The following is a 13,920-nucleotide window of genomic DNA, read 5'->3' on the forward strand; positions in this document are numbered from 1 at the left end:
ACATTTACTTCATATTAATCACTAATCACAATAATTATGAAAAAACTTATTTTATCATTTGCTGCTTTAAGCTTAGTATTCTCTATCTACTCTTGTAGAGAGACCAAAGAAGAAAAAGCGGAAGACGCTATGGAAGAAATGGTAGACGATACCGAAGATGCTATGGATGACGCCGGAGACGCAATTGAAAATGCTGCTGAGGAAACCGGAGACGCCATGGAGAACGCTGCTCAGGAAGTAGAGGACGAAGTAGAAGGCAATGATGACGCCATGTAAGATGTTTCTTTATTAAAAGATAAAAAGCCTCGCGATGCGAGGCTTTTTATTTACTATTTGTAAAATACTTTTTCTATGAAGGACACCTTGACACAAATGTACCAAAGGTTGCGCTCGGTTGAGAGAACCAGAGTATATATCTACATTCTGGTATATTTTGTATGGGGCGTCCTAATGAATTATATTGGCATACTTACTGAGATCGCCAAATTTACTCACTGGTGGCAGATCGTTCCCACCTATATCTTCTATATGGTACCGATCTCGATACTTTTAAAGGAGTACAATTTTTTCACCCAATATGCTTACGGACTTGTGGCTATGGGAGTTCTTGAGTTTGGAGGATATGCTTTACAAACCTCTTATATCTACCCAAACAATATTTTAGACCGCATCTTCGGTTCTCACGTATTCGCACTTGGAATGGCCCTCTTTTTCGCTTTCTATTTCCCGTTAGGAAACACAATTGTTAATAAATTTTATCATCATATAATCGATAAAAAGTAAATAAAATCGATAAAAGTACTAAAAACTTAGTTTCTTTGCACTATTAGAAATTTGCTAATAACTGTATATCTTCGTCAAGAATTTAACCTACAAATACAGTTATTATGAAAAAACTTATGTTTATTTTAGCGATACTTGCTCTTGCAGCAAGTTGCACCCCAGAAGCATTAAGCACAGATGAGCAACAAATTGACAAAGACAAATACGAAGTTCCACCAAACGGATAGAAAAAAGAATATTATCAATGGGGTGTTGCTATCTACTTTTTTGATAGCAACACCTTTTTTATTTTATATATATAAGTATGCTCCTGCCGAGACAAGTACGTGGGAAACCCCATTTGGCACAGTTGATTCCGGCGGATTTAGCAACGTACAGGCCTACTTGCATGCACTTTTCACAAAAATAACGTTCGTCTTATTGACCGGGATCTGGTTCCTAACATCCGGAAATTGGTGGAAATATGCCATTTTGGTACCCCTCACCATGTTCCTATTCCAACTTTCGGGGGTTATCAATTACAAGATCCAGTATATCGACGAATTCGATTTCTGGTATTCCCTGCCGGCGATCCTACCCATTCTTTTCTTTCTTATGTATATTTCTTACCGAATAAGCAAAAGGAGTATTGCATCAGATGATCTCAAAAATGATGTGGATGAGGAAATCAAAAAAATACTGAGTGACGATCTATAAAAAATTTCCCAGACAGAAGCTTTTGTATTGAAGACGGGACGTCTCTTCCTTTCGAATTACACATCAACACTTTAATAGTAAAAACCGGCTCGGTAAACCCACCGGTTTTTTGATTCAAAATCACGGTCTGCAGACATTAGGATCTTTCAAAACAAAAAAACCAGATCTCTCGATCTGGTTCTTTCTCATCTGTACTGAAGACGGGACTTGAACCCGTACGGACATTTCTGTCCACTGGATTTTAAGTCCAGCGTGTCTACCAATTCCACCACTTCAGCAGCAATCTTAGTAAAGAGCGAAAAACGGGATTCGAACCCGCGACCTCCACCTTGGCAAGGTGGCGCTCTACCAACTGAGCTATTTTCGCGTTTTTCAAAAATACACTTTTTGCAAAGTGTGCCTGCCTCAGCGGCAAGGAGGTGCAAATTTAAAATATTTACTTCAAAAGCAATGCTATTTCTTAAAAAAATTGAGCTCTAAATTCGCTTACTTTTTCATCTTTACCGAAGCATTTCGCTGCAACACCCTTTTAATTTCGTTTAGCTTCATCAAAGCCTCTACAGGAGTAAGTGTATCGATATCAATATCAAGGATTTCATCGCGAATTTCTTCCAGTAAGGGATCGTCCAGCTTAAAAAAACTAAGCTGCATTTCTTCTTTGGATAAAGCCTTCATTTCTTCTGTGAGCTCTTCCGAAGAATGTGATCTCTCCAGTCGTTTTAAAATCTTATTGGCGCGGTGCAGCACAGCGGGTGGCATACCTGCCATTTTTGCTACATGGATCCCGAAACTGTGGTGTGAACCACCCGGCACCAGTTTCCGAAGGAACAGTACGGTATCCTTAAGCTCCTTTACCGAAACATTATAATTCTTGATCCGGGAAAAAGTCTCGGTCATTTCGTTCAATTCGTGGTAATGTGTTGCAAACAAGGTCTTGGCCTTAGACGGATGTTCGTGCAAGTATTCACTAATGGCCCACGCGATAGAAATACCATCGTAGGTACTGGTCCCTCTTCCTATTTCATCTAATAATACCAGACTGCGTTCTGAAATATTATTCAAAATACTGGCCGTTTCATTCATCTCGACCATAAATGTGGACTCTCCCATTGAAATATTGTCACTGGCTCCTACCCGCGTAAAGATCTTATCCACGCATCCCATTCGAACCGCTGTTGCGGGTACAAAACTCCCCATTTGAGCAAGCAGTACAATGAGCGCGGTTTGCCGAAGTATCGCCGATTTACCACTCATATTTGGTCCCGTGATCATGATGATCTGTTGATTCTCCCTATCTAAAAAGACATCGTTGGCAATATATGGTGAGTCCGGCGGTAATTGTTTTTCGATCACCGGGTGACGCCCTTCTTTTATATCTAAGTCGAATGTATCATCCAAAAGAGGCCGGGAATAATTGGCTTGTTTGGCTTGGGTCGCAAAAGAACAAAGACAATCCAGTTCTGCGATTAATACGGCATTTTGCTGGACAGCTCCAATAAAAGGCAGCATCCATTCCACGAGATCGTTGTACAGTTGCTGTTCCAGGATTGCAATTTTCTCTTCGGCACCCAGGATCTTAGCTTCATATTCCTTAAGTTCATTGGTGATGTAACGTTCGGCGCTTACCAAGGTTTGTTTCCTAACCCAGTCTTCCGGCACCTTGTCCTTATGGGTGTTTCGTACCTCGATATAATATCCAAACACATTGTTGGATGCGATCTTCAAAGAAGTGATTCCTGTTCGCCGGGTTTCCCGTTCCAGCATGTCATCCAAATATTCTTTGCCGCCGGTTGATATGGCACGCAAGGCATCAAGGTCTTCATGAAAACCTCTAGCAATTGCATTTCCTTTAAGAATATGTACAGGCGCATCATCGTTCAAGGTTTCCTTGATTTTTTCCCGCAAAGACTCACACAATTGTAATTGTTCTCCAATACGCTGTACCGATTGGTTTTCAGACTGAAGGGCCTTTACTTTCACCGGTACTACCGCTTCCAGTGAATTCTTTAAATGAATCACTTCACGAGGATTCACTTTTCCCGTAGCAACTTTCGAAACCAGTCGCTCCAGATCTCCTATGCACTTGATATGCTGCTGAATTGTTTGGAGCGTGGGCTCATTGGCAAGCAAATAACTTACCCCCTCATGCCGGCGTGTAATTTTTTCTGAATCCTTTAGCGGAAGCGCCATCCAACGTTTCAACATTCGGCCTCCCATGGGCGAAATGGTCTTATCGATTACATCCAACAATGTAACCGCCTGTTGATGCTGCGAATGATACAGCTCCAAATTCCGAATGGTAAAACGGTCCATCCAAACGTATTCATCCTCGGCGATGCGAGAGATCTTGGTGAGATGGGAGAGTTTTTTGTGTTGTGTTTCCCCCAGATAGTGCAATACGGCTCCCGAAGCAATGATCCCTGCATCCAAATGATCGATCCCAAATCCTTTAAGGTTCTTTACCTCAAATTGTTTATGCAGGCTCTCCAGCGCATAATCGCTTTGAAAAACCCAGTCCTCGAGATGGAATATGTGATAGTTATCTCCAAAAGTTTCGGCGAACAACCGTCGCTTTTGTTTACTGAATAATATTTCCGAAGGATTGAAATTTTGAAGAAGTTTGTCGATATATTCCGCAGATCCCTGAGCTGTAAGGAACTCACCCGTAGAGACATCTAAAAAAGAGACCCCAAGATCCGTACTCCCAAAATGAATTGCGGCCAAAAAATTATTCGTCTTAGACTGCAGGATGTCGTCATTTAACGCAACTCCCGGGGTGACAAGCTCGGTCACCCCTCTTTTAACAATGGTCTTGGTTTGTTTGGGATCCTCCAATTGATCACAAATGGCAACCCGGCATCCGGCCATTACAAGTTTTGGTAAATAAGTATGCAAAGAATGGTGAGGAAACCCCGCCAATGCCACATCATCACCTCCATTATTTCGTGCGGTCAAGGTGATGTTCAGGATGCCTGCGGCCCGAACAGCATCCTCCCCGAATGTTTCGTAGAAATCCCCAACGCGAAATAACAGCAGCGCATCAGGGTACTTCGCCTTGATGGTGTTGTATTGTTTCATTAAAGGGGTGACTTTCTTGGACATGGAGTGGTAATTCGAGCTACAAGGTAATTCCCTGAGATTTGAACGATAAAAATAAAAAATATCAATTGGATTATTGAAAGGATGTGAAACCATTTATCGTCATTTATCAACAACGAACACGTTTTTCAGAAACATATTTTAAAAACAAATGGTCTGTTTTTTCTTCTGAAAAAATTACTTTTGAACTGATGAAACACCGAAAACTTAAGAACAGCGAATTGGATCGAATTGACGCCGAAACATTCAAATCGGCATCAAAAACCCCGCTTATTGTCATTCTGGACAATGTTCGCAGTCTTAACAACATTGGGGCTGTGTTTCGTACAGCCGATGCTTTTTTGATCGAAAAGATCTATCTCTGCGGGATTACCGCAAAACCTCCGCACAAGGACATTCAAAAAACCGCGCTGGGAGCCACAGAGAGTGTCCCCTGGGAATATGTGGAGAACACCTTAGAAGTCGTGGAACGATTACAAAAGCAAGGCGTCTTCGTTGCGTCGGTTGAACAGGCCGAGGCGGCAGTGTCCCTGCATGATTTTTCCCTTCAAAGTTCGCTTACCTATGCGGTGATCTTTGGGAACGAAGTAAAAGGGGTGCAGCAAAACGTTGTGACCGCCAGCGATACGGTGATTGAGATCCCGCAATACGGAACAAAACATTCGCTTAACATTTCGGTAAGTGTAGGAGTTGTTCTCTGGGATTTCTTCAGCAAGCTAAAACGCCTGTAATTACGATACGATCGATTTGAGTATGGTGAGGTAATCCTTGCGATTCTTGATAAAATCTAGGTTGGATATATCAATGATCTTAATGGTATCGTTGTGCTGCGTCTTAATAAAATCCAAATAGCCTTCGTTAATTTTTTGAAGATAGGAAGCTTCAATACTTTGCTCATATCTTCTGCCGCGTTTCTTGATATTCTCCAGAAGTCGTTCTGTATTTTGATATAGGTAGACATACACATCGGGTTTGGGTAATTCTTTATGCATAAGATGAAAGAGTTTTTTGTACAGCTCAAATTCTTCTTCCTGCAAGGTTACTTTAGCAAAGATTAGTGATTTATAGGCATCATAATCGGCAACTACACAATCTTGAAACAAATCTATTTGCTTGATATCCTCCAATAATTGCTGATAGCGGTCTGCTAAAAAGGACATCTCTAAAGGGAACGCATACCGATGTTGATCCTTGTAGAATTTTGGTAAAAAAGGATTGTCTTTAAAACGCTCAAGAATAAGTTTCGCATTAAAATCGGATGCGATCTGTGTGGCCAAACTCGTTTTTCCCGCACCAATATTTCCTTCGATGGCTATATAATTGAATTTTGAAAGATCGTAGTCCTTTTTTGGATGTATGAGCCATTTGGATTGTTTGGAAATCGCACTCTTATCCGGCGTTTCTGCTAATAGCTTGATCACATTTTTTTGAAGAACGGGATGCTTCAGCTTGGAGTTAAGTTCGGCCAAGGGTTGCAGTACAAACTTCCTGTTTGCAATTTCAGGATGTGGTACGATCAATTTCTTGCTTTCAAGCACGAGGTCATTGATTAACAGAATATCAATATCGATAGGACGGGAAAGGTATTGATCTCCCGGTGAACGTTCGCGTCCCATTCCCTTTTCTATTTCTAGTAGTGTTTCCATCACTTTGGCCGGCGACATCCCGGATTGGATAAGGATCACACAATTCAGGAAGGCTTCCCCGTCAAACCCAAGAGCGGGCGTTTCGTACACAGAGGAGATCTTCAAAACAGTCCCTACTTCCACAAAAATAGCGTCTACTGCCTGTTGTAAATATTCAAAACGATTCCCAAGGTTGCTCCCTAAAGAAAGATAAATGTGCTGCAACGAGTTATTGATTTTGATATGTTAACATTTAAGACGAAATTAAGGAAAAGAAAAAGACTGACCATTATATTTGTGAGTAAAGGAAGGATAATTGGCAGCACTTACGGTTAAGGATCGCTTAGCAGCACAACGTATTTATTTGATATTGGGTGCATTGTTTATCGCTTCCTTGGTAGTGTCCAATCTAATTTTTCAAAAATTCTTTTATTGGGATGCTTTTGGTTGGTACACTTTTGAAATTTCTGTAGGTATTCTTCCCTATCCGGTTACATTTCTCATTACCGATGTTATTAGTGAAGTGTACGGTAAAAAAAAGGCGAATCAGGTGGTGACTGCAGGAATTTTTGCTTCGTTCTTTTCTTTGTTGATCGTGTATGTTTCGAGTGCGGTTCCGGCCACAAGTTGGAGCCCTATTAGCGATGCCCTTTTCGATCAGGTATTTGGAGCTACCGCGGTGGCGGTTTTTGCCTCGATGATGGCCTATTTGATGGCGCAATACATCGACATTTCCATCTTCCATTTTTGGAAACGCCTCACAAAAGGAAAACATTTATGGCTTCGGAATAATTTCTCCACCTTCCTGTCGCAGTTTGTAGATACATTCACCGTTTTGTTCCTCCTGTGTAGCTTCGGAAAGATCGACTGGGCCCTTTTCGGTATGCTGCTGTTAAGCGGCTTCCTGTTTAAAGTGATCGTGGCGGCACTGGACACACCCTTGCTATATGCTGCGGTGTATTTGTTCCGAAGACGATTCAAATTAAAAGAAGGAGAAGAATTGCAAGAATTAGACTAATAAAATAAGTTAACGTATATATGAAGAAGGTTTTAAAAATCATAGGCATATTTTTAGGAGTTGTACTCCTGTTGTTGGCCCTTTCACCTCTTTTCTTTGAAAGCACTATGGAAAAGCTGGTGAAGAGAACCATTGACAACAATCTTAATGCCGATGTAGCCTGGGGAGACTTCGATCTAAGTCTTTTCCGAAGCTTTCCGGACGCAGCACTTACCATCAAGGATTTTAGCGTAGTAAACCGAGCCCCGTTTGCGGGCGACACCCTGGCTAGCGGGGAACTGCTCAAGCTCGATATGGGGATCACACAATTATTTAAAAGTGGCGACCAACCCATTATCGTAGACGCGCTTTATTTTGAAAAAACCTTTGTCAATATACGGGTTGATTCCACCGGACAGACCAATTACGATATCGCTGTAAAATCTGATGCTCCCCTTACCGATTCCACGCAAACGAACAATAGCTTTACCTTCGACCTGAAACGGTATGAGCTGAAAGAATCACGTATCAACTATTTGGACGAGAAAACAAAAACGTTTATCAGGCTCACGGACGTGAACCATACAGGAACGGGGGATTTCTCTTTGGCCCAATCGGAATTGGACACAGAAACTACCGCACTGGTATCCTTACAGATCGAAGACATTGAATATTTAAGTGAGAACGAGGTTGCCCTGGACGCCGTGTTCCAAATGGACCTTGAGAATCAAAAATATACGTTCCTGGAGAATGAAGCTCGTGTCAATGCACTACCACTTACCTTTAACGGCTTTGTAAAGGTGAACGAAACGAACAACGAGATCGACCTTACCTTTAAAACACCTTCCTCCGATTTCAAAAATTTTCTTGCCGTTATTCCCAAGACATACGTTAAAGAGCTCGATGGCGTTACCACCACTGGTAATTTTACCGTGGATGGCATGCTGAAGGGAGTTGTGGACGATACATACATCCCGAAGATGGACATTAAGATCGCCAGTGACAATGCATCCTTCAAATATCCCGACCTTCCGAAGGCTGTTCAAAACATCTCCATAGACGCCCGACTTCAAAACGATACAGGCTTAGTAAAAGACACCTATCTCACCATTGGCGCACTAAGCTTTAGGATCGATGATGAGCGCTTCACAGCCAATGGTAGCATTCGGAACTTGACAGAAAACGCATTGGTGAACCTTGCCTTAAAAGGCACCTTGAACCTTGCGAACATTGAGAAGGTACTTCCGGTAGAAATGGAACAGGAACTCAGTGGTGTATTTAAAGCAGATGTGACCACCAATTTCGACATGAACTCTGTGGAGAACGAGCAGTACCAAAACATAAAGAGCCAAGGAACCGCAAGTCTTACAAATTTTACATATAATGACGGAGGGTTTAAGAATCCTGTCAAGATCTCTAATGCCAACTTGGCCTTTACCCCCGGCAATATTCAACTTAAGGGCCTTTCGGCCACTTCGGGGGAAACCGACATACAGGCATCGGGGACCATTCAAAACCTTATCCCTTTCCTTATGTCCAAACAGGATTTAAAGGGGCGTTTCAACCTTCGGTCCAATACCTTCAGTTTAAATGATTTTATGAGTTCCGAAGCGACTGCTTCAGAAAGTGGCACAAAAGCTTCCGAAGCAACCTCAACAAAGAATGCTATTAAAATACCCGACTTTCTCGATGCTACCGTGGATTTTTCAGCAACAAAATTGATCTACGACAACCTTACGCTGGATAATGCAAAAGGGACATTGCGCATACAGGAAGAAACGGCAAACATTAGTAACGTGACGACCTCGCTTTTTGGAGGGAATATTGCGTTGTCCGGGAATGTATCCACCAAAGGGACCACCCCTACCTTTGCGATGAACCTCGACCTCAATAAGATCGATATTGCACAATCATTTAGTCAATTGGAACTTCTAACCTTTTTTGCTCCTATTGCTCGTGCGCTGGACGGTGACTTGAATACCACGATCAAGCTGAACGGAAATTTAAACAACGACCTTACCCCCGTACTTACGAGCTTGGTAGGAGATGCTTTTGCGCAGATCATTACTGCCGAAGTGAACCCGCAGCAAGCCCCGCTACTTTCAAAATTGGGCGAAAAAGTATCTTTTTTGAATTTGGACCGGTTGAGCCTGCGAGACCTAAGTACAGCGCTAACCTTCAACAACGGAAAGATTCAAGTAAAACCTTTCGATTTTGATATTAAAGGGATAAAAGTGACCGCCGCCGGAAGCCACGGGTTAGATAAAACCATTGATTACGACCTTACACTGGATGTTCCTGCGCGCTATTTAGGTGGTGATGTAGCAAAACTGCTCGCCAAATTAGATCCTAAGGATGCCGAGACTACTACAGTAGCCTTGCCTGTGGGTTTTAATGGTACATTTACGAATCCGGAGATCTCTTTAAACACCGAAGCAGCCGTAAAAACACTTACCCAAAAACTCATCGATAAGCAGAAGCAGGACCTGAAGGATAAAGGAACCGATATTTTAAGGGATATTATTGGCGGCGGAACTACGCCAAAGGATACTACAGCAACGGGCGGTACTACCACGCCAAAAACCACAACGCAAGAAAGTACGACTCAAGCGGTTAAAGACATTTTGGGTGGTATCTTTGGCGGCGGTAAGAAAAAGAAAGATTCGATTAACGGTAATTAGCCTTACTGAACCCCGATGGAAACGACATAGCCTTCACTGCCTCTAACATTGAAGACGGTATTGTCCTCGAACAGTAAGTATTGACCTTTAATTCCTTTGAGAACTCCTTCAAAATAAGGAGATTTTTCAAGATTTAAACTGCTTAGTTTAGTTGGGTATTGCAAGACAGGAAATTGCAAGTTCGTCTCTGTATTGTTTTCAATAAAATATTCGGCTGCTTCATGGGGGATAAAGGGGCGCAGTTTATTTCGCCATGCTACCAGATCCTCATCCTTAACTTCGTTTTTAAGCATGGTACGCCAATTGGTCTTATCGGAAACATGATCTTTTAAGGCTACTTCGGTGATTCCGGCCAAATATCGATTTGGAACTTCAACGATTTCAATGGCCTCGTGTGCTCCTTGGTCGATCCAGCGTGTGGGCACCTGACTTTTTCTTGTAACCCCCACCTTTACGGAGCTGCTGTTTGCCAAATAGACGACATGCGGTTGTAATTGCACTTTTTTTTCATAGGTCAGATCGCGATCCTCCTTGTCCAAATGTGCGGTGCTCAATTCGGGGCGCATAACCCAGTCTGCTGCTTGCGGGATAGCGTAAAAACAGTCATAACAGAACCCTTGACGGAATATTTTTTTCTCCAATCTGCAGTTCAAACAATGATATCTTAAAAAATTAATGGAAATTGTTTTGTCCAGTAACTGATTGACATTAAGGAAATCATTCTCAAAAACTAGATAATACTGAATAGGAGAACCATTCTCGGTCTGCATTTTTGTTAAGACACCTTCGTAGTTCATTGGAGGAAAATTGTTATTTTTATTGCATAAAGATAGGCCAAATATATGCCAATACCCATTGTAAATTCTATTGCATCCTGGTTTTTAAAGAAACGATTTCATCAAATCGAGCTCTTTTTGAAATACCCTATCGATGTACAGAATGAGCTATTGTTCGCTTTGCTTCAGAAAGCAAAACATACTGAAATAGGCAAAACCTACGATTTTGACAGCATACGGACCTATCGCGAATTTGCCAGCAGGATCCCGGTAACCACCTACGAAGAGAACGAGCCCCTTATACAACGTGCCAGGAAGGGAGAAAGTAATATTTTTTGGCCTACTCCTATAAAATGGTTCGCGAAATCCAGCGGTACTACAAACGCCAAAAGCAAATTCATACCCGTGAGCAGCGATTCCCTTGAGAACTGTCACTATGCAGCCAGCAAGGATCTTTTATGTATGTACCTCAATAATAATCCGCATTCACAACTCTTTCTAGGAAAGAGCTTGCGACTGGGCGGCAGTAAAGAACTTTACGAGGAGAACGGAACCGTTTTTGGTGACCTTTCTGCGATCTTGATCGATAACATGCCTTTTTGGGCCGAATTTAGCAGCACCCCAAGCAATGATGTTTCTTTGATGAGTGATTGGGAGGTCAAGATGCAGGCCATTGTGAATGAGACCATCCATGAGAATGTCACCAGTTTGGCGGGTGTCCCTTCGTGGATGTTGGTTTTATTGAACAACGTAATGGAGACAACCGGAAAAGCCAACCTCTTTGAAGTTTGGCCTAATTTGGAGGTCTATTTTCACGGCGGTGTTAGTTTCGACCCTTATATTGAACAGTACAACAAGCTATTGCCTAAGGATTCCTTTCGGTATTATGAGATCTATAATGCTTCGGAAGGGTTTTTCGCTATTCAAGACAGGAATGCGAATAAAGAATTACTTCTCATGCTCGATTACGGCATCTTCTACGAATTTATCCCAATGGATTCCTACGGCTCCCCGGAGGAGCGGATCATTCCGCTTAGTGAAGTTGAAGAAGGAGTTAACTATGCCATAGTGATCACTACCAATGCAGGGCTCTGGCGATACAAGATTGGAGATACCGTTCGTTTTACAAGCACCAATCCTTTCAGAATAAAAGTAACAGGTCGCACCAAACACCACATTAATGCTTTTGGAGAAGAATTGATCATTGAGAATGCCGAAGCAGCATTGCGAAAGACCACCCTTCTAACCAATACCGAGATCGTAGATTACACGGCCGCACCCATTTTTATGAATGGTAAGGAAAAAGGGGCACATGAATGGATCATAGAATTTAAAACCCCTCCATCTAATTTCACGGATTTCTCAAAACTTCTTGATAAATCCCTGCAAGAGGTAAATAGTGATTACGAAGCAAAGCGATTTAACAACACCACCTTAAAGGCGCCAACCATCCACTGTGCAAGAGAACGACTGTTTTATGACTGGTTGAAACAAAAGAATAAATTGGGGGGTCAACACAAGGTGCCACGTCTATCTAACTCGCGGGTCTATGTGGAAGAACTGCTCTCCCTAAACCAGCTAAGGGGTGATTGTAGTGCAGTATAGTTCACGCACAACTCAAAACAATAGAGCCCCGATAAGCTAATTACATTTTTTTATCCTATAAAATGCACTTCAACGAATTTCTCGTGCATTCAACTAAAAGTTTTGGTAGTCCTTTTCTTACTTCGTACGTTTGACGTATAAAAATTTCATAGTTGGGGCTAATGAAAAGAATTATTTACATAAGTAGTATAGTATTGTTTTGTGGCGTTATTTCTTCATGTGGAACAACACAAGGGCTACGTAATGACAGTACTGAAGTTGCGGGGTATACGTTAAAGAATAAAGCGGAATTGATGCAGCAAAAAATATTGAACACTAAACATAAGACAGTAATTGCAACTCCTTAGGCATTGCGATCTTAACGTAAAAAGCCTCTATTTTTCAATAGAGGCTTTTTACGTTTAATAGAGTACTATTAAGAAACCGCTTTAAGTTTCTTAATAGTGGATTTACTTAGTTTTTCCTGGGCGTATTCTTTAGTTACATTGAGCGTTTTATCTTCGGTGCTGGGTAGTTCGTACATAGCATCGGTTAGAACCGCTTCGCACAAAGAGCGAAGTCCTCGCGCGCCTAGTTTATATTCAATTGCCTGCTCCACGATAAAATCAAGTGCTTCATGAGTGATCACGAAATCGATCCCATCCATTTCAAACAACTTCTTATATTGTTTGATAATGGCATTTTTAGGCTCCGTAAGTATTGCTCGCAAGGTTCCTTTATCCAAGGGGTCCATATAAGTCAATACAGGAAGACGACCAATGATCTCGGGGATCAATCCAAAATCTTTTAAGTCCTTCGGAATGATATATCGCAACATATTGTCCCGTTGCAGGGAATCTTCCTTTTTGGAAGCACTAAACCCTACAGCCTGCATATTCAATCGTTTGGAAATATGACGTTCTATACCATCGAAGGCTCCTCCGGCGATAAACAAGATATTCTCTGTATCGACCTCAATGAACTTCTGGTCGGGATGCTTCCTACCTCCTTTGGGCGGCACGTTCACAGTGGTTCCTTCCAGTAATTTCAACAGTGCCTGTTGTACGCCTTCCCCGCTTACATCGCGGGTGATGGACGGATTATCGCTTTTTCGAGCGATCTTATCAATCTCATCAATAAACACGATCCCGTTCTGTGCTTTTTCCACGTTATAATCTGCAGCCTGAAGCAATCGCGTTAGAATACTTTCCACATCTTCCCCAACATATCCGGCTTCGGTGAGAACTGTAGCATCTACAATAGCCAAGGGAACGTTCAGCATACGGGCGATGGTCTTCGCCACGAGCGTCTTTCCGGTACCGGTCTGCCCTACGATTATGATATTACTTTTTTGAATTTCGATATCATCATCGGTCTTAGGCTGTAACAAACGCTTATAATGATTGTAAACAGCAACTGACATTACTTTTTTGGTGTGTTCCTGCCCAATGACATAATCATCTAAAAATTCTTTGATGAGTTTCGGCTTTTTTAGCATCAACTCCTTACTAAGCTCACTATTTGTAGAATGTAACGCTTCCTCGACTACAATACCATGCGCCTGCTCGATACAGCGATCGCAGATATGGGCGTCCAAACCTGCGATTAGCAGATTGGTTTCGGCCTTTTTCCTACCACAAAACGAACATTCTAGATCTTCTTTCGACATATTTCTGAAT

Annotated in this window: 12 protein-coding genes and 2 tRNA genes; 8 read left to right on the forward strand and 6 right to left on the reverse strand. The window is 42.0% G+C overall.

The annotated features are described in order from the left end of the window. Positions 1 to 36: 36 nt before the first annotated feature. The 4 genes from JS40_RS07450 (at position 37) to JS40_RS07460 (ending at position 1,479) form a co-directional block, all read left to right on the forward strand. Positions 37 to 276 (forward strand): hypothetical protein, encoded by a 240-nt coding sequence (locus JS40_RS07450; protein ID WP_034259518.1) that lies wholly within the window; start codon positions 37 to 39, stop codon positions 274 to 276. 75 nt (positions 277 to 351) lie between these two features. After that, positions 352 to 783 carry a hypothetical protein gene (locus tag JS40_RS07455; protein ID WP_034259520.1) on the forward strand — a complete coding sequence of 144 codons (432 nt, stop codon included), beginning with the start codon at positions 352 to 354 and terminating at the stop codon, positions 781 to 783. Positions 784 to 887: 104 nt separating this feature from the next. Next, positions 888 to 1,010: a hypothetical protein gene (locus JS40_RS15640; protein ID WP_255396934.1), complete on the forward strand. Its 123-nt coding sequence runs from the start codon at positions 888 to 890 to the stop codon at positions 1,008 to 1,010. After that, positions 973 to 1,479, forward strand: coding sequence for a hypothetical protein (locus JS40_RS07460; RefSeq protein ID WP_233273951.1), 507 nt, complete (start codon positions 973 to 975; stop codon positions 1,477 to 1,479). Before JS40_RS15640 ends, JS40_RS07460 begins: the two co-directional genes overlap by 38 nt. A gap of 192 nt (positions 1,480 to 1,671) precedes the next feature. Here the strand turns inward: JS40_RS07460 and JS40_RS07465 are convergent. From JS40_RS07465 to mutS, 3 genes are all read right to left on the reverse strand, one after another. Further along, positions 1,672 to 1,757, reverse strand: a tRNA-Leu gene (locus JS40_RS07465). A 16-nt stretch (positions 1,758 to 1,773) separates the two neighbouring features. After that, a tRNA-Gly gene (locus tag JS40_RS07470) sits at positions 1,774 to 1,846 on the reverse strand. A 119-nt stretch (positions 1,847 to 1,965) separates the two neighbouring features. Next, complete coding sequence (mutS, locus tag JS40_RS07475; protein ID WP_034259524.1) at positions 1,966 to 4,581, reverse strand: DNA mismatch repair protein MutS; 2,616 nt, start codon at positions 4,579 to 4,581, stop codon at positions 1,966 to 1,968. 188 nt (positions 4,582 to 4,769) lie between these two features. On the opposite strand from mutS, the gene JS40_RS07480 reads away from it, so the two are divergent. Then, positions 4,770 to 5,309 carry an RNA methyltransferase gene (locus JS40_RS07480; RefSeq protein WP_034259526.1) on the forward strand — a complete coding sequence of 180 codons (540 nt, stop codon included), beginning with the start codon at positions 4,770 to 4,772 and terminating at the stop codon, positions 5,307 to 5,309. On the opposite strand, the gene folK is transcribed toward JS40_RS07480, so the two are convergent. After that, the gene (folK, locus tag JS40_RS07485; protein ID WP_034259529.1) at positions 5,310 to 6,428 is read right to left on the reverse strand and encodes a 2-amino-4-hydroxy-6-hydroxymethyldihydropteridine diphosphokinase; all 1,119 of its coding nucleotides are present in this window, start codon (positions 6,426 to 6,428) and stop codon (positions 5,310 to 5,312) included. It abuts the gene before it with no gap. A 91-nt stretch (positions 6,429 to 6,519) separates the two neighbouring features. On the opposite strand from folK, the gene JS40_RS07490 reads away from it, so the two are divergent. Further along, positions 6,520 to 7,221, forward strand: coding sequence for a queuosine precursor transporter (locus tag JS40_RS07490; RefSeq protein WP_034259532.1), 702 nt, complete (start codon positions 6,520 to 6,522; stop codon positions 7,219 to 7,221). A gap of 20 nt (positions 7,222 to 7,241) precedes the next feature. Then, positions 7,242 to 9,881 carry an AsmA family protein gene (locus JS40_RS07495; protein WP_034259535.1) on the forward strand — a complete coding sequence of 880 codons (2,640 nt, stop codon included), beginning with the start codon at positions 7,242 to 7,244 and terminating at the stop codon, positions 9,879 to 9,881. A gap of 2 nt (positions 9,882 to 9,883) precedes the next feature. On the opposite strand, the gene JS40_RS07500 is transcribed toward JS40_RS07495, so the two are convergent. Beyond that, entirely contained in the window at positions 9,884 to 10,678 is a 795-nt protein-coding gene (locus JS40_RS07500) for a DUF2797 domain-containing protein (protein WP_034259538.1), read from the reverse strand. A gap of 45 nt (positions 10,679 to 10,723) precedes the next feature. Here JS40_RS07500 and JS40_RS07505 point away from each other — a divergent pair, with 45 nt between their 5' ends. Beyond that, positions 10,724 to 12,262: a GH3 auxin-responsive promoter family protein gene (locus JS40_RS07505; RefSeq protein WP_034259541.1), complete on the forward strand. Its 1,539-nt coding sequence runs from the start codon at positions 10,724 to 10,726 to the stop codon at positions 12,260 to 12,262. 415 nt (positions 12,263 to 12,677) lie between these two features. Here JS40_RS07505 and clpX read toward each other — a convergent pair whose 3' ends face one another. Beyond that, positions 12,678 to 13,910, reverse strand: coding sequence for an ATP-dependent Clp protease ATP-binding subunit ClpX (gene clpX, locus JS40_RS07510; protein WP_034259545.1), 1,233 nt, complete (start codon positions 13,908 to 13,910; stop codon positions 12,678 to 12,680). Positions 13,911 to 13,920: the final 10 nt, after the last annotated feature.

Source organism: Altibacter lentus (genome assembly GCF_000746845.1).
Classification (GTDB): Bacteria; Bacteroidota; Bacteroidia; order Flavobacteriales; family Flavobacteriaceae; genus Altibacter; species Altibacter lentus.